Raw genomic sequence first — 18038 nt, 5'->3', positions numbered from 1 at the left:
AAGAACTCCTGGCGCAGACGATCAACGTGGCGGTGGAAACCGGACTCATCAAGCCGCAGGAACTCAAGCGCGTGGTGGTGGACACCACCGTACAACCCAAGGCGGTGGCCCATCCGACCGACAGCCGCTTGCTCGAGACCGCGCGCACCAAGCTGGTGGAGGCGGCCAAGGCCGCCGGCATCGCCTTGAAGCAGACCTTTGCCAAGGAAGGCAAGGAGCTGGCCCGCAAGGCAGGACGCTATGCGCACGCGCGGCAGTTCGCGCGCATGCACCGCGCCATCAAGCGCCAGCGCACGATCGTGGCCAGACTGCAGCGGGAGATCGAGCGCAAGGCCGCTCGCCTGGGGCAGGCCATCCAGAACACCTTGGCCGACGCGTTGAGCAAGGCTGCCCGCCTCGTGGCGCAGACGGCCAACCGCAAGACCGCCGACGGGACTCGAAAGCTCTACGCCTGGCACGCCCCGGAGGTGGAGTGCATCAACAAGGGCAAGGCCCGATGCCCTTACGAGTTCGGCGTCAAGGTCGGCATTGCCAGCACCCTGAAGCACAGCCTGATCGTCGGCGCCCGGGCCTTCCATGGCAACCCCTACGACGGGCACACGCTGCGGGCGCAGCTGGAGCAGGCCACGATCCTGATGCAGGACAGCGGCATCAAGCCCAGCACGGCCTATGCCGACTTGGGCTACCGCGGGGTGGAGGCCGACATTGCGGATGTGCGCCTGGTGCACCGCGGCAAGATCAAGCGCCTCACGCAGCAGGAGCGCAAGCTGCTCAAGCGCCGCCAGGCCATCGAGCCGGTCATCGGGCACTTGAAGCAGGATCACCGCATGGACAGGTGCCACCTCAAGGGCGAGCAGGGTGACCGGCTGCACGCGGTGCTGTGCGCGGCGGGCTACAACATCCGCTGGCTGCTGCGCATGATCGCCAACAAGGGCGTGCCCTTCTTGAGGCGAGCTTTTTTGCGCCTCATTGCGGCCGTGCGCCTCATCGGCCGGTGGCTCGCCCAGCGGCGGCCAACCGAGTCCAGTGGCGCCAACCCTGCCCAGCTGCGGCTAAGGGCGGCGTGAAAATGAATTTTTCAGGGACGACTACCTCACCATCCACAGCGCCATCCACGCGGCACGCCACGATGCGCAGTGCGTGCTGCATACGCACACGCTCAACGGCGTGGCGGTTTCGGCGCAAAAACAGGGGGTGCTGCCGCTGCCGCAGCAGTCGATCTTCGTGTTGGCCAGTCTGGCCTGCCGCGACTACGAAGGCGTGGCGCTGCGCGAAGACGAAAAGGCCCGGCAGGTGACGCGCGGCCAGGGCGCGGGGGCGCTGACGTGGCCGGGCTTGTTGCGCCGGCTGGATCGGATCAATCCGGGCTATCGGCAATAAGCATATCCTCGCTGCGCCCCGCCGCAGCCACCACCCGCCCGTCCGCCCCCACCAGGCGGCTGAGCCCCCCGTAGCGCGTGTCGCCTTCCGCGCCGCAGGCGTTGGCGTAGGCGATGACCACGCGCGACTCGGCGGCCAAGCGCGGCAGCGTCAGGCACGGCGCGTCGTCGTACGGCAGCATGTTGGCGGTGGGGGCCAGGATTAGCCGCGCGCCCTGCCGTGCCAGCGCCCGCACCGCCGCGGGCTGCTCCACATCAAAGCAGATCAACAGGCCGATGCGCCAGCCGCCCCACTCGAACGGCGCGGCCACGGCCTCGCCCGCCGTGAAGCGCGCCCGGTCCCCCGCGCCGAACAGGTGCACCTTGCGGTGCACGGCCAGCCGCTGGCCATCGGGGCCGATGGCCTGCACGGCGTTGTAGGGCTTGCCACCATCGGCGTGGCGCTCGGGCCAGCCGTAGGCGATCCCCAGGCTATGACGCTGGGCGATGGCGGCCACCGCCTGCGCCAACGGCCCGTCGGCGGGTTCGGCCAGCGCGGCCAGCTGCTCAGGGGCGATCAGGTAGCCGGTCAGCGCCATCTCGGGCGTCACGAGCCACTGCGCACCCTGCGCCGCCGCGTGCGCCGCCGCCTCGTCCAGCCGGCGCAGCGCCGCGGCCACGTCGCAGGCAGCCGGGTGCGGGGTTTGCCAGAGGGCGATGCGCATTGGGCGGCCCTCAATCCGGCAGCGCCACCGGGCCGATGTGGGGGTACCAGTCGCCGGGGCCGGGGTTGTCCGGGTGGCTGGCGCCCCCCAGATGGCGCACGATGCCCCACACGGCGTTGAGCGCCGTCTGCACCGCGCCCTCCACCCACGCCGGGGTGAACGAGATGTCGTCGCCGGCCAGGAAGATGCCGCGCTCGCGCTCCGGCAGCGCGTCCTGCACGAAGTGGCCGTACATGCGGTGGTTGTAGCGGTAGTGGCCCGGCAGCGCGCCCTTGAAGGCGCCGAGGAAGTAGGGGTCGGCCTCCCACGAGATGGTGATCGGGTCGCCGATGATGTGGCTGGCGATGTCCACGTCGGGATAAACCTTGCGCAGCGCGTCCAGCGCCAGTTGCACGCGCTTGGAGGCATCGTAGGGCAGCATCTTGAGCGCGTCGCTCATCCATGCGTAGGACAGGCAGATCACCCCGGGCTGGTCCGGCCCGTTGTCGAACAGGTAGGTGCCGCGCGTGAGGCGGTCGGTCAGCGTCATGCCCATCACCGGCCAGCCGTTGGCGCGCAGGTCGTTCCAAAACGGCCGGTCCACCATCACGAAGGTCTTGGACGACTGCATGTAGCGCGTGCGGTCCAGCGCCATCCACAGTTTTTGCGCGAACAGCGACTCCTCGCAGGCGATCTGCGTCGTGAGCAGCCAGCTCTGGCACGTGACCAAGACCGCGTCGTAGCGGCGCGTCGTGCCCCAGGTGTCGGTCACTTCCAGCTGGCCGTTGCCCCCACGCTGGATGGCGCGCACTCCCGGGCGCGGTGCCCCGTGGTGCAGGCGGGCCAGCGTGGTGCCCTGCGGCCAGTGCTCGATGCGCGCCGGCGCGTGCTGCCAAAGGCCCATGGGCACCTGTTGCACACCGCCGACGATGTAGTGTTGGTTTTCGTCGCAACCGGTGAGCACGACGCGCAGGATTTCGAGCATGGAGTTGGGAAAGTCCGAATCCCACCCCCCAGTGCCAAAGCCCACCTGCCCGAACACCTCGCGGTGGTGAAAGCTCAGGCGCTGGAAGGCGCCGGACTGCGCGACGAAGTCGTAAAACGTGCGGTCGTCCCAGCGCGGCACCAGCGCGTTCCACAGTGCCTTGACGCGCTCGACGTCGCGCTGGCGCATGGCCGTCTGCAGCTCGGTGAAGCCCGCGCCCTCCTCCAGCGCGTCGCTCCAGGCCTGCGCCACCTCGCGGAACAGCGGCGGCAGATCGTCCAGCGTGCGCGCCCAGTGGGTCTGCCCCTCCAGGTCGATGACGGTGCAGTTGGCCGCCGGCGTCAGCGGGTTGGGGAACGGGCGGCTGCGCAGGCCCAGCGTGCGGACGTAGTGGTAAAAGCCCGTGGACGACAGCGGAAAGCGCATGCCGCCCAGTTCCGCAATCGCCCCGCTGCCGCCTTCGAACGGCTGCGAGCGCAGCCGCCCGCCCATGCGCGACGCCTCGTACACCACGGGCTTCAAGCCCAGCTTCATCAGCTCGTAGGCTGCCGTCAGCCCGGCCATGCCGGCCCCGACGATGGCCACCTCGGTGCCGCGGCGGCTGGCGGGCAGCGTGCCGAGCCCCGCCGGGTGCGCCAGCCACTCGTCGTAGGCGAACGGAAAGTCCGGCCCGAACATGGTGATCGGCGCATCGGCGGGGCGACGCGCGGGGGGTGTCAAGGTGGCGGTCATGCGGGTCTCCTGGAACGCTGTGCGAAGGATGGACGGGAACGGGGCTGGAACGGCCCAAGGCTCAGCGCAGCAGGCTGGCGACCAGCGCCGCCGCGGTGCCCCACATCAGCAGCGCCACCAACCCGTCCAGCGCGCGCCAGACGTGCAGCGAGTTCAGCCGCCGACCGAGCCAGAACGCCGCGCCGCCCAGCAGCAGGAACCACAGCACCGAGCCGGCTGCCGCGCCCAGCCCGAACACCGGCTGCTGCGGCCCCCAGGCCAGCGACGCGGTGCCGATCAGCACCGCCGTGTCCAGCCATGCGTGCGGGTTGAGCCACGAGAACGCCAGCGCCTGCAGCACGGCCTGGCGGCGCGTGACCGGCGCCGCAGCCCCCGGCTGCGCGGGCGCCGCGGCCCCGGCCCCGGCCCCGGCCAGCGCGGCGGCCGGCGGCTGCCAGAAACGCCGCGCCGCCTGCCAGCCGTACACCAGCAGGAACAGCACGCCCGCGCCGATCAGCGCGCCATGCAGCTTGTCCGACAGCCCACCGAGCTGGGCGAGCCCCGCCACGCCCAGCGTGATCAGCACGATGTCGGCCAGCGCGCAGGTCAGCACCGTCAGCCACAGGTGCTGGCGCTGCAGGCCGGTGCGGATGACGTGCGCATTCTGCGGGCCGATGGCCATGATGAGCGACAGGCTCATCACCAGACCGGCGGTGAAGCCCGGGGCGGCCAGCCCCGGCAGGGTGGCGGTGAAGGTGGTCATCGTGCGTGTTCCCGATCGTCGTCCATGTTCGTGGTGCCCCGCCGTCACCTGGCGGCCGGGCTGGCATGCACGCAGTGTCGCCGCAGCCGCCGAAGGTTTAAACGGTTTTGACGATAATTCGAGCGCATCAAGTTTGGCTAAACTGGCGCCATGCTGGACGCCCGTCAACTGCAAGCCCTGGCCGCCGTGGTCGAGCACGGCAGCTTCACCGCCGCCGCGCAGGCGCTGGCGCTGACGGTGGCCGCGGTGTCGCTGCGCGTCAAGGCACTGGAGGCGCAGCTCGGCCAGCGGCTGGTGGTGCGCGGCAAGACGGTGCGCGCCACGCCGGCCGGGCAGGCGCTGCTGGCGCACGTCAAGCAGGTGCAGCTGATGGAGGCCGACCTGCTGGAGCGGCTGGCCGGCGGCGCCGGGCAGCGCTGGCAGAGCGTGCCGGTGGCGATCAACGCCGACTCGGCGGCGGCGTGGTTTCTGCCCGGGGTGGCGCCGCTGCTGGCGCGCCAGCGGCTGCTGCTGGACCTGACCATCGACGACCAGGACCACACGCACGAGCTGCTGAAGAACGGCAGCGTGATCGGCTGCGTGACCACGCGCGCCGACGCCATGCGCGGCTGCGTGGCCGAGCCGCTGGGCGTGATGCGCTACCGCTGCGTGGCCACGCCGGCGCTGGCTGCGCGCGCGCGCACGCCGCAGGGGCGCGTGACGCCGCACCGGCTGCTGGCGCTGCCGGCGGTGATCTTCAACCGCAAGGACGCGCTGCAGGACGTCTGGCTGGCGCAGCACTTCGGGCTGCGCGGCGCGCGCTACCCGCGCCACTTCATGCCTGCGGTGGACGCCTTCGAGCGCGCCATCGAGCTGGGGCTGGGCTGGGGCATGGTGCCGGACATGCACCTGCAGGCGCGCGCCGGGCGGACGGAGCTGGCCGAGGTGCTGCCCGGCGCGGTGGTGGACGTGGCGCTGTACTGGCAACACTGGGAGCGCGAGCCGCCCACCGCGCAGCGGCTGACGCGCGCGATCCGCGACGCGGCGCGCGCGGCGCTGCAGCCGATGCCGGCGGCGTAGCAGCGGCGCCGCCGCGTGCAAGCCCCCGACCGCGGCCCGCTGCGGGCCTGCTCGTACGACCCGCTGACCGGCTACTTCCGCGACGGCTGCTGCCACACCGGCCCGCACGACGTCGGCCGCCACGTCGTCTGTGCCAAGGTGACGGCGGAGTTCCTGGCGTTTTCGCTGCAGCGCGGCAACGATCTGGTCACGCCACGGCCGCAGTGGCGCTTCGCGGGCCTGAAGCCCGGCGACCGCTGGTGCCTGTGCGCGCTGCGCTGGAAGGAGGCGCTGGAGGCAGGCGTAGCCCCGCCGGTGATCCTGGAGGCCACGCACGAGGCGGCGCTGCACGTGGTGCGCCTGGCGGACCTGCAGGCGCACGCCTGGCACCCCGCCAGCACCTGACGGTGGCCCCACCGGCGCGCCGGGCGGCGCGGTAGCATCGCGCCGATGGACACCCGCCCCACCCCGCCCGAGGCGCCGCCCGCCGGCGACGGCGCCATCCGCCGTCCGGGCCTGCTCGGCTCCTGGCCGGAGATGACCTACGCCGGCGTGCTGAGCTTCATGCGCCGCACCTACACGAGGGCGCTGGACGGCGCCGACGTCGTCGTCAGCGGCATCCCACTGGATCTGGCCACCACCTACCGGCCCGGGGCGCGGCTCGGGCCGGCGGCGATCCGCGCCGCCAGCGTCCAGCTCGCGGAGCTCAAGCCCTTCCCGTGGGGGTTCGACCCGTTCGAGACGCTGGCGGTGATCGACGCCGGCGACTGCTGGCTGGACGCGCACCGGCCGCACACCATCCCCGGCGCGATCCGCGACCACGCGCGGCGCATCCTGGCCAGCGGCGCGCGCATGCTGACCTTCGGCGGCGACCATTACGTGACCTACCCGCTGCTGCAGGCCCACGCCGAGCGCTTCGGCGCACCGCTGGCGCTGGTCCACTTCGACGCCCACTGCGACACTTGGCCGGACGACGCGCCGGACTCGCTCAACCACGGCACGATGTTCTACAAGGCCGTGCGCGAAGGGCTGATCGACCCGGCGCACTCGGTGCAGATCGGCATCCGCACCTGGAACGACGACTTCATGGGCCTGCACGTGCTGGACGCGCCGACGGTGCATGCGCGCGGCGCCGACTGGGCGCTGCAGCGGATCCTGGCCATCGTCGGGCCGCGGCCGGCCTACGTGACGTTCGACATCGACTGCCTGGACCCGGCCTTCGCGCCCGGCACCGGCACGCCGGTGGCCGGGGGACTCACCAGCGCGCAGGCGCTGCAGATCGTGCGGGGCCTCGTGCCGCTGAACCTGATTGGCATGGACGTGGTGGAGGTCAGCCCCCCGTACGACCACGCCGACCTGACGGCGCTGGCCGCCGCCCACGTGGCCTGCGACCTGCTGTGCGTGCTGGCGGCGCAGCGGGGAGCGCGGCGTTGACGGTATTGACGGTACTGAGGGCGCACCCCGGGATCCTACAATCCCCCCCATGCAAACCGTCAAGACCGAGTTGCTCGGCGCGCTGGCGACCGAGCTGGAGGCGTTGCTCCCCGGCGCATCGGCGCGCGCCGTCTTCGAGCAACCCAAGGCCGCCGCCCATGGCGACCTGGCCATCACGGCCGCCCTGCAACTGGCCAAGCCGCTGGGCACCAACCCGCGCGCCGTCGCGCAGACCCTGGTGGAGCGCCTGCAGGCCCAGCCCGCGTTCGAGCGCTGGGTGGCCGCGCTGGAGATCGCCGGCCCCGGCTTCATCAACCTGCGCCTGAAACCCGCCGCCAAGCAATCGGTGGTGCGCGAGGTGCTCGCGGCGGGCGAGCGCTACGGGCACCGCCCACCCAACGGGCAGCGGCTGATGGTGGAGTTCGTCTCGGCCAACCCGACGGGGCCGCTGCACGTGGGCCACGGCCGGCAGGCCGCCCTGGGCGATGCCATCTGCAACCTGTTCCAGACCCAGGGCTGGCAGGTGCACCGCGAGTTCTACTACAACGATGCCGGGGTGCAGATCGAGACGCTGGCGCGCTCGGTGCAGTTGCGCGCCAAGGGCATCCGCCCCGGCGATCCGCAGTGGCCCGAAGCCGCCTACAACGGCGACTACATTCAAGACATCGCCGACGATTTTCTGGCGCGCAAGACCGTCCAGGCCGACGACCGGGCTTTCACCGCCAGCGGCGACGTGGAAGACCTGGACGGCATCCGCCAGTTTGCGGTCGCCTACCTGCGGCACGAGCAGGACCTGGACCTGCAGGCCTTCCAGGTGCGCTTCGACCAGTACTACCTGGAGTCCAGCCTGTACAGCAGCGGCCGCGTGGCGCAGACCGTGCAGCGCCTGATCGACGCCGGCAAGACCTACGAACGCGACGGCGCGCTGTGGCTGCGCACCACCGACTACGGTGACGACAAGGACCGCGTGATGCGCAAGTCCGACGGCACGTACACCTACTTCGTGCCGGACGTGGCCTACCACATCACCAAGTGGGAGCGCGGCTTCACCAAGGTCATCAACATCCAGGGCACCGACCACCACGGCACCATCGCCCGCGTGCGCGCCGGCCTGCAGGCTGCGGGCGTCGGCATTCCGCCCGGCTACCCCGACTATGTGCTGCACACCATGGTGCGCGTCATGCGCGGCGGGCAGGAGGTCAAGATCAGCAAGCGCGCCGGCAGCTACGTCACGCTGCGCGACCTGATCGAGTGGACCAGCAAGGACGCGGTGCGCTTCTTCCTGCTCAGCCGCAAGCCCGACACCGAGTACACCTTCGACGTCGATCTGGCCATCCAGCAAAACAACGACAACCCGGTGTATTACGTGCAGTACGCCCATGCGCGCATCTGCTCGGTGCTGGCGCAGTGGCGCGGCCAGGGGGGCGACCCGGCCGCACTGGTCGAGGCCGACCTGGCGCCGCTGGACACCCCGGCCGCCCAGGCGCTGATGCTGCAACTGGGCCGCTACCCCGAGGTGCTGACGGCCGCCGCCGCCGACTTCGCACCGCACGACATCACCTTCTACCTGCGCGAGCTGGCCGCCGCCTACCACAGCTACTACGACGCCGAGCGCATCCTGGTCGATGACGAGGCCGTCAAGCGCGCCCGGCTGGCGCTGGTGGCCGCCACGGCGCAGGTGCTGCGCAGCGGGCTGCGCGTGCTGGGCGTGGATGCGCCCGAGTCGATGTAAGCTCGCCGCCCATCCCCTTGGAGTCCGCGCCCATGGCGTCCCTCACCGCTTTCTCGCGCCATCCTTCCGCCGGCCAGCGGGGCGGCACGTTGTTGGGCTTCGTGCTGGGGCTGGTGATCGGTATCGGCATCGCCCTGGCGGTGGCCGTGTACGTCACCAAAGTGCCCATCCCCCTGGTGGACCGCGAAATCCAGCGCAAACCCACCCACCCCGAGACCGAGGCCGAGCGGCTCAAGAGCTGGAACCCGAACGCCGGCCTGTCGTCGGCCAAGCCCTCGGGCCGCGGCGAAGCGGCCGGCACCGCCACCGACGCGCCCCCCGCGGCCGAGGCCCCGCAGGACGAGGCCCCCGGCGGCAATGCCAAGGCCGAAACGGGCAAGGGCGAGGCTGCCAAGGGCGAGTCTGGGCGCGACCCGATCGCGGACCTGATCCGGCAGCGGGCCGGCACGCCCCAGCCGGCGGCGGGCGAGTCTGACGCCACGGCGGCCGCGGCCGATCCCTTCAACTACTTCGTGCAGGCCGGGGCCTTCCGCAACGCGGAGGAGGCCGAGGCCCAGCGCGCGCGCCTGGCGCTGCTCGGTTTCGACGCCAAGGTCAGCGAGCGCGAGCAGGCCGGCCAGCGCATTTACCGCGTGCGGCTGGGGCCGTTTGGCAACAAGGTGGAAGCCGAGGTGATGCAGGAGCGCTTGCGCGCCAAGCAGATCGACACCGCCCTGGTGCGCGTGCAGCGCTGACGCGCCCAGGAACTGCCGCCGCGCGCGCCCATCCAACGGTCATCGCAACACCCGTCACCGTCAGACGCCCATGCAACGCCGTCACTTCCACGCCACCCTGCTCGGCCTTGGTGCCGCCGCCACCCTGCCCGCCGCCTTCGCCCAAGCCCAGGACGGCCTGCGCGAAGGCACCGACTACCGGCGCCTGAACAAGCCGGCCCCGGTGGACACCGGCCCCGGTCAGGTCGAGGTGCTGGAGTTCTTTGCCTACAGCTGCATCCATTGCTTCCGCTTTGAGCCGCTGATGACCGCCTGGATGCGCAAGCTGCCCAAGGAAATCGTCATGCGCCGGGTGCCGGTCGGCTTCAACGCCGCGTTCGAGCCGATGCAGCGGCTGTATTTCACGCTCGAGGCCATGGGCCGCCTGGGCGATCTGCACGAGAAGGCCTTCAAAGCCATCCACGAGGAGCGCGAGCGCTTCAACTCGCTCGACGCCGTGGCGGCCTGGGCCGCCAAACAGGGGCTGGACCGGCAGGCGTTCACACAAACCTACCAGTCCTTTGGCGTGAGCGGCAAGGTCAAGCGCGCCCTGCAGCTGCAAGATGCGTACGAGGTCGAGGCCACCCCGTCGCTGGGCATTGCGGGCCGTTTCATCGTGCCGGGTCAGGCGGCCCGCACGCTGGTCGTGGCCGATGCCTTGATCGCGCGCGTGCGCCAAGCGTAAACCGCCCGCCACCGCGGGGGGCGGGGCCAGTCGTGGCACAATCGGTGCACCGCAAGGAGCAAATTCCGTGCCTGCCGCATCCCCACCGCCGCGCCCCTGGGCTGCCCCTGTCGCCACCCTGATCGCCGCCGCCCTGCTCGGCCTGGGGGCGCCGGTGCATGCCGAGCGCGCCGACCGCAGCGCCCCCATGAACGTGGAGGCGGATGCGCTGCGCTACGACGACGCCCGCCAGGTCAGCGTCTTTACCGGCCGGGTGGTCATCACCAAGGGCACGATCCGCATCCGCGGCCACCAGGTCGAGGTGCGCCAGAACGATCAGGGGCAACAGTTCGGCATCGCGCTGGGCGACGCCTCGCAGCGCGCCTTTTACCGCCAAAAGCGCGACGGGCTGGACGAGTACATCGAAGGCGAGGCCGAGCGCATCGAATACGACGGGCAGGCCGACCGCGTGACCTTCCGCGGCCGTGCCGAGCTGCGCCGCTACCGCGGCGCGGTGCTGAACGACCGCACCAGCGGCGCCGTCATCGTGTACGACAACCGCAACGACACCTTCACCGTGGACGGCGATCGCGGGCAGTCCACCCCCGACAACCCGGGCGGCCGGGTGCGCGCGCTGCTGACGCCGCGCGGCGCCGACCCCGCGACCACCCAGCCCGCACCGGACACCCCCGCCCCCACCCTGACCCCGAGCGACCGCCTGGAGCGCCGCCCGTGACCGCGACGCCCGCCACCTGCCTGCGTGCCGAGGGCCTGCACAAGCGCTACGGCCGCCGCACCGTCGTGCATGACGTGTCGCTGCAGGTGCACAGCGGCGAGGTGGTGGGGCTGCTGGGGCCCAACGGAGCGGGCAAGACGACGTCGTTTTACATGATCGTCGGCCTGGTGCGGGCCGACGCAGGGCGGCTGTGGATCGACGAACAGCGGGTGGAGCACCTGCCCATCCACCGCCGTGCGCGGCTGGGCTTGGGCTATCTGCCGCAGGAAGCGTCGATCTTTCGCAAGCTGACGGTCGAACAGAACATCCGCGCCGTGCTGGAGCTGCAACACGACGAGGCAGGCCGCCCCCTGCCGGAGCCCGTGCTGCGCGCGCGCCTGGACGCCCTGCTGGAAGAACTGCACGTCGATCATCTGCGCGGCGCGCCCGCCCCCGCGCTGTCGGGCGGTGAGCGGCGACGCGTCGAGATCGCGCGCGCCCTGGCCGCGCAACCGCGCTTCATCCTGCTGGACGAGCCCTTTGCCGGCATCGACCCGATCGCGGTCATCGAAATCCAGCGCATCATCGGTTTTCTGAAAGCGCGCGGCATTGGGGTGCTGATCACCGACCACAACGTGCGCGAGACGCTCGGCATTTGCGACCAGGCGTACATCATCAGCGAAGGGCGGGTGCTCGCCCGCGGCACACCCGCCGAGATCGTGGACAACGCCGATGTGCGCCGGGTTTACCTGGGCGAACACTTCCGACTGTAGCGCGCATGAAGCCCGGCCTCGCGCTGCGCGTCTCGCAGCACCTGACCCTGACGCCCCAGTTGCAGCAGTCGATCCGGCTGCTGCAGCTCTCCACCCTGGAGATGGCGCAGGAAGTCGAGCAGATGCTGGCCGACAACCCCTTTCTCGAGCGCGCGGACGACGAGGACGCGACGACCGACGGTGCGGGGGAGCGGGCGGCGCAGGCCGGGGCGGATGGCGACACCGAAGATGGGGCGGACGATCCGGCCCTGACCACCCCCGCCCACGGCGGCGACGAGCCGGCCGTGCCCGACACGGTGGCGTTGCTGGAGAGCGCCACCCCCGCGGCGCCCGACGACTGGCCCACGCCGGCGGACGCGGATGCGGGCACCGGGGGCGCCGACGACGCCTTCGTCCCGGACGACACCGACTGGTCGTGGGACGGACCGGGGGTCGATCGGGATGGCCGCCAGGCGGACGAGGAACACGGCAGCGCCGCCGAGCTGGCGCGCAGCACCGAGCGCCTGCAAGACCACCTGCACCGGCAGGCCCTCGCCCTGCATCTGGACGACGACGAGCGCGCGGCGCTGTATTTTTTGATCGAGTCGCTGGACGACGACGGCTACCTGAGCGACTCGCTCGAGGACCTGACGGCGGCGCTGTGGCGGCATGTGCAGGCGGCCGACCCGACGGCCGGCGAAGCACGGCAGGAGGAAGTCGCCTCGCTGATGCGGCGCGCGCTCGGCTGGTTGCAGGCGATGGAACCCGCAGGCGTGGGCGCGCGCCATCTGGCCGAATGCCTGCGCCTGCAGATCCTGGAGCAGCCCAACACGCCCGAGGCGCGCGCCGCGCTGGCCCTGTGCGAGCAGCCCATCGAATGGATCGCCCGGCGCGACATGCGTCGGCTGGCCCAGGCGACGGGCTTGGACGACGCGGCCCTGCGCGCGGGATTGGCGCTGCTGACCCGCCTGGAGCCCAAGCCCGGCCGGCGCTTCGCCGACGCGGAGCGACAAATCATCGTGCCCGACGTCATCGTCACCGTGCAGGGGGCGCAGTTCGACGTGCAGCTCAACCCCGCCGTGCTGCCACGGCTGCGCGTGTCGGACCTGTATGCGCAGGCCTTGCGGGGCCTGCGCGGCGGCGACCTGCAACAGCGGCTGCAGGAGGCCCGCTGGTTCATCAAAAACCTGCAGCAGCGCTTCGACACCATCTTGCGCGTGGCACGCGCCATCGTCGAGCGGCAGCGCAGCTTCTTCCTGCACGGCGAGGTGGGCATGCGGCCGCTGGTGCTGCGCGACATTGCCGACGAACTCGGCCTGCACGAGTCCACCATCAGCCGCGTCACCACGGCCAAGTACATGGCCACCCCATTTGGCACCTTCGAGCTGAAGTACTTTTTCGGCTCCAGCCTGGGCACGGACGCCGGCGGCAACGCGTCCAGCACGGCCGTGCGTGCCCTCATCAAGCAAATGATCGCCGCCGAGGATCCGCGCAAGCCGCTGAGCGACAGCCAGCTCGCGGATTTGCTCAAGGAGCAGGGCATCGAGTGCGCGCGGCGCACCGTCGCCAAATACCGCGAGGCCCTGCGCATCCCCACCGCCAGCCTGCGCAAAACCCTGTAACCCCATGCCCGTATTCGATCTGTTTCTGCCCTGCGCCGGCGGCAGCGCTCCGTTCTTGGCCGACGAGGTCGCCCGCTTGACCGGCCAGGCCACCGACGCCCTGCACGTGGGCCGCACGGGCGTCGGCCTGCGCGGCGACTGGGACACGGTGCTGCGCCTCAACCTGCACAGCCGCATCGCCCAGCGCGTGCTGGTGCGCCTGTGGGAGGGCCCCTACCGCCACGAGGACGACCTGTACGCCGCCGCTTCCGACGTGCCGTGGGAGGCGTGGTTCACCCCCGCGCGCACCATCAAAGTCGAGGTGACCGCCCAGCGCAGCCCGCTGCGCAGCCTCAACTTCGCCGCCTTGCGCGTCAAGGACGCCGTCTGCGACCGGCTGCGCGCGCGCTGCGGTGCGCGGCCCAGCGTGGACACCGCGCACCCGGATGTGCGTCTGTACGCCCACCTGACCGCCGATCGGCTGACCCTGGCGCTGGACACCAGCGGCGAGCCGTTGTTCAAACGCGGCTGGCGCACCGACAAAGGCGACGCCCCCCTCAAGGAAACGCTGGCCGCGGCCATGATTGCCGCCACCGGCTGGACCGGCGCCGACGCCAACGGCGAGCCGGTGCCGCTGTTCGACCCCTGTTGCGGCAGCGGCACGCTGGTCATCGAGGCCGCGCAGATCGCGCTGCGGCAGGCCCCGGGGCGGCAACGGCGCTTTGCGTTCGAGCGGCTGCTGCCCCACGATGCCGCCCGCTGGGCGGCGCTGCGCGAGCAGGCGCGCGCACACGAGCGCCCCTGGCCCGCCGGTCATCCGCCGCTGGCCTACGGCAGCGATGTGGCGTTTCGCATGGTCGATTTTGCGCGCCGCAACGCCGAGCGCGCCGGCGTCGGGGCGGCGGTGGAGTTCCGCGGGGGCGACGCTCTGCAGCGCCTGCCACCCACGGCCCGCCCCGGGGTGCTGCTGCTCAACCCGCCGTATGGCGAACGCATCGAGGCCGCGGGGGTCGCGGGCGGGCTGGGTGCCGACGTGTTCTACGAGCGGCTGGCCGCCCATTGGAAAACGCATTTTGGCGGCTGGACCGCCTGGGTGCTGACCCCCGACCGGGACCTGCCCCGCCGCCTACGGCTGCAGGCCAGCCGGCGCGTGCCGCTCTTCAACGGCCCCATCGAATGCCGGCTGCTGCGCTTCGAGCTCCAAACCAGAAATGACAACAGTGATAGTTAGTCCACCCGTCGGCTTTCGAGTGGCTTTTTTACGACTTTGTGTTGGATTCGCTGTCAGCTTGTGGTAAATTTCGTCTTGAGCCGTTCGCGCGGCTCCCCGCTTTTCCTCCCTGAGCGGGTGCCTTTGTGTGTGACAGCAAAAGGCTTGCAACCCCGGCCCTTTAGGTCGGGGTTCTTTTTTTGCGGGCGCCGCGCCCCGCCGCTCAGACCCGCTCCAGCACCAGCGCGATGCCCTGCCCGACGCCGATGCACATCGTGCACAGCGCGTAGCGCCCGCCGCTGCGGTGCAGCTGGTTGACGGCGGTCGTCACCAGCCGCGCGCCGCTGGCGCCGAGCGGATGGCCGAGCGCAATCGCGCCGCCGTTGGGGTTGACGCGCGCGTCGTCGTCCGGCAGGCCCAGCAGCCGCAGCACCGCCAGCGCCTGGGCGGCGAACGCCTCGTTCAACTCGATCACGTCCATCTGCTCGAGCGCAAGGCCCGCGCGCGCCAGCACCTTGCGCGTGGCCGGCGCCGGGCCGATGCCCATGATGCGCGGCGGCACGCCCGCCACCGCCATGCCGACCACGCGCGCGCGCGGGGTCAGGCCGTGGCGCGCCGCGGCGGCTTCGCTGGCCACGATCAGCGCGCAGGCGCCGTCGTTGACGCCGCTGGCGTTGCCGGCGGTGACGGTGCCGTCGAGCCGCACCACGCCCTTGAGCTTGGCCAGCGCCTCCAGCGTCGTCTCGCGCGGGTGCTCGTCGTGCGCCACCACGGTCGGCTCGCCCTTGCGGGAAGGGATCGTCACCGGCACGATCTCCTGCGCCAGCACGCCGGCCTGTTGCGCCGCCAGCGCTTTGCGCTGCGACGCCAGCGCAAAGCGGTCCTGGTCCTCGCGCGCGATGCCGAACTCCGCGGCGACGTTCTCCGCCGTCTCCGGCATCGAGTCGGTGCCGTGCAGCGCCTGCATGCGCGGGTTGACGAAGCGCCAGCCGATCGTCGTGTCATAGACCGCGTTGGTGCGGGCGAACGCCGTTTCGGCCTTCGGCATCACGAACGGCGCACGGCTCATGCTCTCGACGCCGCCGGCGATCATCAGCTCGGCCTCGCCGGCGCGGATGGCGCGCGCGGCGCTGCCGACCGCATCCAGCCCGGAGCCGCACAGCCGGTTGACGGTGGCGCCGGGCACCTCCACCGGCAGCCCGGCGAGCAGCGCGGCCATGCGCGCGACGTTGCGGTTGTCCTCGCCAGCCTGGTTGGCGCAGCCGAGGATCACGTCGTCCAGCGCGCCCCAGTCCGCGTGCGGGTGGCGCGCCATCAGCGCCTCGATCGGCTTGGCGGCCAGGTCGTCAGTGCGCACGCTGGACAGGGCGCCGCCGTAGCGGCCGATGGGGGTGCGGATGGCGTCGCAGATGAAGGCGTGGGTCATGGCGAGGGTCCGGAGAGGGGTTCGGGGAGGGAAACGGGGCGGGGCGCGCCTCTTGGCGCACGCCCGCAGTAGAAGAGGCTCAGGCGCGCTTGGCCACCAGCGTCAGGATCTCGTAGCTGGCCACCAGCTCGCCGTGCTGGTTGGTGACCTCCACGTCCCACGCCACCACGCCCTGGCCGCGGCCCTGGGCGTCGGTCTTGGCGCGGTCGATCTTGCGCTTGCAGGTCAGGCGCGCCTGAATGGTGTCGCCGATGGCCACCGGCTTGACGAAGCGCAGCGTCTCCAGCCCGTAGTTGGCCAGCACCGGCCCCGGCGCGGGCGACACGAACAGGCCCGCCGCCGCCGACAGCACGAAGTAGCCGTGCGCGATGCGACGGCCGAAGGGCGAGTCCTTGGCGGCGATCTCGTCGAAGTGCATGTAGAAGTAGTCGCCGGAGATGCCGCCGAAGGCGACGATGTCGGCCTCGGTGACGGTGCGGCGGTGCGTCAGCAGGCTCTCGCCGATGCGCAGATCCTCGAAGTGGCGGCGGAACGGGTGCACCTCGGTCTCGAGGCGCGCGCCGCCGCGCACGTATTCGCCGGTGACGGCCGTCAGCATGGTCGGCGAACCCTGCACCGCGGCGCGCTGCAGGTAGTGCTTGACGGCGCGCAGGCCGCCCAGCTCCTCGCCGCCACCGGCGCGGCCCGGGCCGCCGTGCTTCAGCGGCGGCAACGGCGAGCCGTGGCCGGTGGATTCGGCCGCCGCCTCGCGGTCCAGCACCAGCAGCCGGCCGTGCCACGCGGCCGCCACCGGAATCGCGCGCGCGGCCACCTGCGGGTCGCGCGTCACGAGCGTGGCCACCAGGCTGCCGCGCCCGCGCGCGGCCAGGGCCAGCGCCTCGTCCAGGTCGTCGTACGGCAGCAGGGTGCTGACCGGGCCGAACGCCTCCACCTCGTGCACGGCGGCGTGGCCGTGCGGGTCGCGCGCCAGCAGCAGCGTCGGCGCGCAGAACGCCCCTTGCGCGGTGCCGTCGCCCAGCGGCGCGAAGTCCGGCCCGCCGTCCCACACCACCTCGGCGCCGGCGCGCAGCAGCGCCACGCGCTCGGCCACGTCGCGCTGCTGCGCGTGCGAGGCGAGCGCCCCCATCCGCACGCCCTCCAGCGCCGGGTCACCCACCACCACCTTGGCCAGCCGCGCGCGCAGCCGCTCGGCCACCGCGTCCAGGTGGCGGCGCGGCACCATCGCGCGGCGGATCGCGGTGCACTTCTGGCCGGCCTTGACGGTCATCTCGCGCACCACCTCCTTGACGTAGAGGTCGAACTCCTCGTCGTCCGGCGTGACGTCGGGGGCGAGGATGGCGCTGTTGAGTGAGTCGGCCTCGGCGTTGAACGGGATCGACTGGCGCACGAGGTTGGGGTGCGCGCGCAGCTTGGCCGCGGTGTCGGCGCTGCCGGTGAAGGTGACCACGTCCTGCCCCTCCAGCCGGTCCAGCAGGTCGCCGGTGCCGCCGATGACGAGCTGCAGGCTGCCATCGGGCAGCAGGTTGCTCTCGACGATCAGGCGCACCAGCGCCTCGGTCAGGTAGCTGGTGGCGGTGGCGGGCTTGCCGATGCACGGCAGGCCGGCCAGGAAGGTCGGCGCGAACTTCTCCAGCAGCCCCCAGACGGGGAAGTTGAAGGCGTTGATGTGCACCGCGACGCCCGCGCGCGGCACCAGGATGTGCGTACCGGCAAAGTGCCCCTGCTTGCCGAGCGGCACCACCGGCCCCTCGTGCAGCAGGTTGCCGCTCGGCAGTTCGTTGCTGCCGAGGCTGGCGTAGGCGAACAGCGTGCCGATGCCGCCCTCGATGTCGATCCAGCCGTCCTGGCGCGTGGCGCCGGTGTGGGCGGAGACGGCGTACAGCGCCTCCTTGCGCTCCATCAAGTACTTGGCCAGCGCCTTCAGGCGCGCGGCGCGCTGTTGGAAGTCCAGCCGCAGCAGCGCCGCCTGCGCCCGGCGCGCGTGCGCCAGCGCCTCGGCAAAGTCGATCGGCTCGGCGTGCGTGGCCGCCACCGGGCGTCCGTTGACGGCACTGCGCAGCGTCTGCGCAGGGGTCTGGCCAAACCAGCGGCCGGCGATGTAGCTCTGCAGGGCGGGAATGTCGTTCATCGGGATCGTGCTCTCACTCGAAAACAGAAAGATTCGGGGCAGCGCGCCACACCGGGCCCGGCACG

Annotated in this window: 16 protein-coding genes and 1 pseudogene; 12 read left to right on the top strand and 5 right to left on the bottom strand. The window is 71.7% G+C overall.

Annotation, left to right across the window (positions count from 1 at the left end; genetic code table 11):
• Window positions 1-1067 (top strand): IS5 family transposase (locus Tfont_RS10620; RefSeq protein WP_260682361.1); only part of this gene is annotated, 1067 nt, incomplete at its 5' end.
• Between the two features lie 31 nt (window positions 1068-1098).
• Window positions 1099-1380 (top strand): annotated as a pseudogene (locus Tfont_RS10615) (class II aldolase/adducin family protein); the annotation flags it as partial.
• On the opposite strand, the gene Tfont_RS10610 reads toward Tfont_RS10615, so the two are convergent.
• The 3 genes from Tfont_RS10610 to Tfont_RS10600 all read right to left on the bottom strand — a co-directional run bounded on the left by Tfont_RS10610 (window position 1358) and on the right by Tfont_RS10600 (window position 4521).
• A complete protein-coding gene (locus Tfont_RS10610; RefSeq protein WP_143969408.1) occupies window positions 1358-2083 on the bottom strand; it encodes a nitrilase-related carbon-nitrogen hydrolase in 726 nt (241 codons plus the stop codon). The pseudogene Tfont_RS10615 and the gene Tfont_RS10610 sit on opposite strands and share 23 nt — an antisense overlap.
• A 10-nt stretch (window positions 2084-2093) precedes the next feature.
• On the bottom strand, window positions 2094-3779 hold the full coding sequence (locus tag Tfont_RS10605) for a flavin monoamine oxidase family protein (protein ID WP_143969407.1): 1686 nt from the start codon (window positions 3777-3779) through the stop codon (window positions 2094-2096).
• Between the two features lie 61 nt (window positions 3780-3840).
• Complete coding sequence (locus Tfont_RS10600) at window positions 3841-4521, bottom strand: LysE/ArgO family amino acid transporter (protein WP_143969406.1); 681 nt, start codon at window positions 4519-4521, stop codon at window positions 3841-3843.
• A 150-nt stretch (window positions 4522-4671) separates the two neighbouring features.
• Here Tfont_RS10600 and argP point away from each other — a divergent pair, with 150 nt between their 5' ends.
• From argP to Tfont_RS10550, 10 genes are all read left to right on the top strand, one after another.
• Window positions 4672-5580 carry an HTH-type transcriptional regulator ArgP gene (gene argP / locus Tfont_RS10595; RefSeq protein ID WP_143969404.1) on the top strand — a complete coding sequence of 303 codons (909 nt, stop codon included), beginning with the start codon at window positions 4672-4674 and terminating at the stop codon, window positions 5578-5580.
• Between the two features lie 15 nt (window positions 5581-5595).
• A complete protein-coding gene (locus tag Tfont_RS10590; RefSeq protein WP_143969403.1) occupies window positions 5596-5964 on the top strand; it encodes a DUF2237 family protein in 369 nt (122 codons plus the stop codon).
• Between the two features lie 45 nt (window positions 5965-6009).
• Window positions 6010-6993, top strand: a complete 984-nt coding sequence (gene speB / locus Tfont_RS10585) for an agmatinase (RefSeq protein ID WP_068608121.1) — start codon at window positions 6010-6012, stop codon at window positions 6991-6993.
• Window positions 6994-7042: 49 nt separating this feature from the next.
• A complete protein-coding gene (gene argS, locus Tfont_RS10580) occupies window positions 7043-8725 on the top strand; it encodes an arginine--tRNA ligase (protein ID WP_068608119.1) in 1683 nt (560 codons plus the stop codon).
• Between the two features lie 32 nt (window positions 8726-8757).
• On the top strand, window positions 8758-9459 hold the full coding sequence (locus tag Tfont_RS10575) for an SPOR domain-containing protein (RefSeq protein ID WP_143969401.1): 702 nt from the start codon (window positions 8758-8760) through the stop codon (window positions 9457-9459).
• A gap of 70 nt (window positions 9460-9529) precedes the next feature.
• On the top strand, window positions 9530-10162 hold the full coding sequence (locus tag Tfont_RS10570; RefSeq protein ID WP_143969399.1) for a thiol:disulfide interchange protein DsbA/DsbL: 633 nt from the start codon (window positions 9530-9532) through the stop codon (window positions 10160-10162).
• Between the two features lie 67 nt (window positions 10163-10229).
• On the top strand, window positions 10230-10877 hold the full coding sequence (gene lptA / locus Tfont_RS10565) for a lipopolysaccharide transport periplasmic protein LptA (RefSeq protein WP_231960224.1): 648 nt from the start codon (window positions 10230-10232) through the stop codon (window positions 10875-10877).
• Window positions 10874-11629, top strand: coding sequence for an LPS export ABC transporter ATP-binding protein (gene lptB, locus Tfont_RS10560; protein WP_143969398.1), 756 nt, complete (start codon window positions 10874-10876; stop codon window positions 11627-11629). The genes lptA and lptB overlap by 4 nt, the downstream gene beginning before the upstream one ends.
• A gap of 5 nt (window positions 11630-11634) precedes the next feature.
• Complete coding sequence (gene rpoN / locus Tfont_RS10555; RefSeq protein ID WP_143969397.1) at window positions 11635-13230, top strand: RNA polymerase factor sigma-54; 1596 nt, start codon at window positions 11635-11637, stop codon at window positions 13228-13230.
• Window positions 13231-13234: 4 nt separating this feature from the next.
• A complete protein-coding gene (locus Tfont_RS10550) occupies window positions 13235-14440 on the top strand; it encodes a THUMP domain-containing class I SAM-dependent RNA methyltransferase (protein ID WP_143969396.1) in 1206 nt (401 codons plus the stop codon).
• A gap of 202 nt (window positions 14441-14642) precedes the next feature.
• Here the strand turns inward: Tfont_RS10550 and pcaF are convergent, their stop codons facing one another.
• Entirely contained in the window at window positions 14643-15845 is a 1203-nt protein-coding gene (gene pcaF / locus Tfont_RS10545; protein ID WP_143969395.1) for a 3-oxoadipyl-CoA thiolase, read from the bottom strand.
• A gap of 79 nt (window positions 15846-15924) precedes the next feature.
• Complete coding sequence (gene paaZ, locus Tfont_RS10540; RefSeq protein WP_185974519.1) at window positions 15925-17973, bottom strand: phenylacetic acid degradation bifunctional protein PaaZ; 2049 nt, start codon at window positions 17971-17973, stop codon at window positions 15925-15927.
• Window positions 17974-18038 lie beyond the last annotated feature (65 nt).

It is taken from the genome of Tepidimonas fonticaldi, from assembly GCF_007556755.1.
Taxonomy (GTDB): Bacteria; Pseudomonadota; Gammaproteobacteria; order Burkholderiales; family Burkholderiaceae_C; genus Tepidimonas; species Tepidimonas fonticaldi.
This window is presented reverse-complemented; position numbering and strand designations above follow the sequence as displayed.

Excerpts from the sequence above, each read along its gene's own strand:
- Tfont_RS10610 (WP_143969408.1), bottom strand. The coding sequence starts at position 2,083 with ATGCGCATCGCCCTCTGGCAAACCCCGCACCCGGCTGCCTGCGACGTG.
- Tfont_RS10605 (WP_143969407.1), bottom strand. The coding sequence starts at position 3,779 with ATGACCGCCACCTTGACACCCCCCGCGCGTCGCCCCGCCGATGCGCCG.
- Tfont_RS10600 (WP_143969406.1), bottom strand. The coding sequence starts at position 4,521 with ATGACCACCTTCACCGCCACCCTGCCGGGGCTGGCCGCCCCGGGCTTC.
- argP (WP_143969404.1), top strand. The coding sequence starts at position 4,672 with ATGCTGGACGCCCGTCAACTGCAAGCCCTGGCCGCCGTGGTCGAGCAC.
- speB (WP_068608121.1), top strand. The coding sequence starts at position 6,010 with ATGGACACCCGCCCCACCCCGCCCGAGGCGCCGCCCGCCGGCGACGGC.
- argS (WP_068608119.1), top strand. The coding sequence starts at position 7,043 with ATGCAAACCGTCAAGACCGAGTTGCTCGGCGCGCTGGCGACCGAGCTG.
- Tfont_RS10575 (WP_143969401.1), top strand. The coding sequence starts at position 8,758 with ATGGCGTCCCTCACCGCTTTCTCGCGCCATCCTTCCGCCGGCCAGCGG.
- Tfont_RS10570 (WP_143969399.1), top strand. The coding sequence starts at position 9,530 with ATGCAACGCCGTCACTTCCACGCCACCCTGCTCGGCCTTGGTGCCGCC.
- rpoN (WP_143969397.1), top strand. The coding sequence starts at position 11,635 with ATGAAGCCCGGCCTCGCGCTGCGCGTCTCGCAGCACCTGACCCTGACG.
- Tfont_RS10550 (WP_143969396.1), top strand. The coding sequence starts at position 13,235 with ATGCCCGTATTCGATCTGTTTCTGCCCTGCGCCGGCGGCAGCGCTCCG.
- pcaF (WP_143969395.1), bottom strand. The coding sequence starts at position 15,845 with ATGACCCACGCCTTCATCTGCGACGCCATCCGCACCCCCATCGGCCGC.
- paaZ (WP_185974519.1), bottom strand. The coding sequence starts at position 17,973 with ATGAACGACATTCCCGCCCTGCAGAGCTACATCGCCGGCCGCTGGTTT.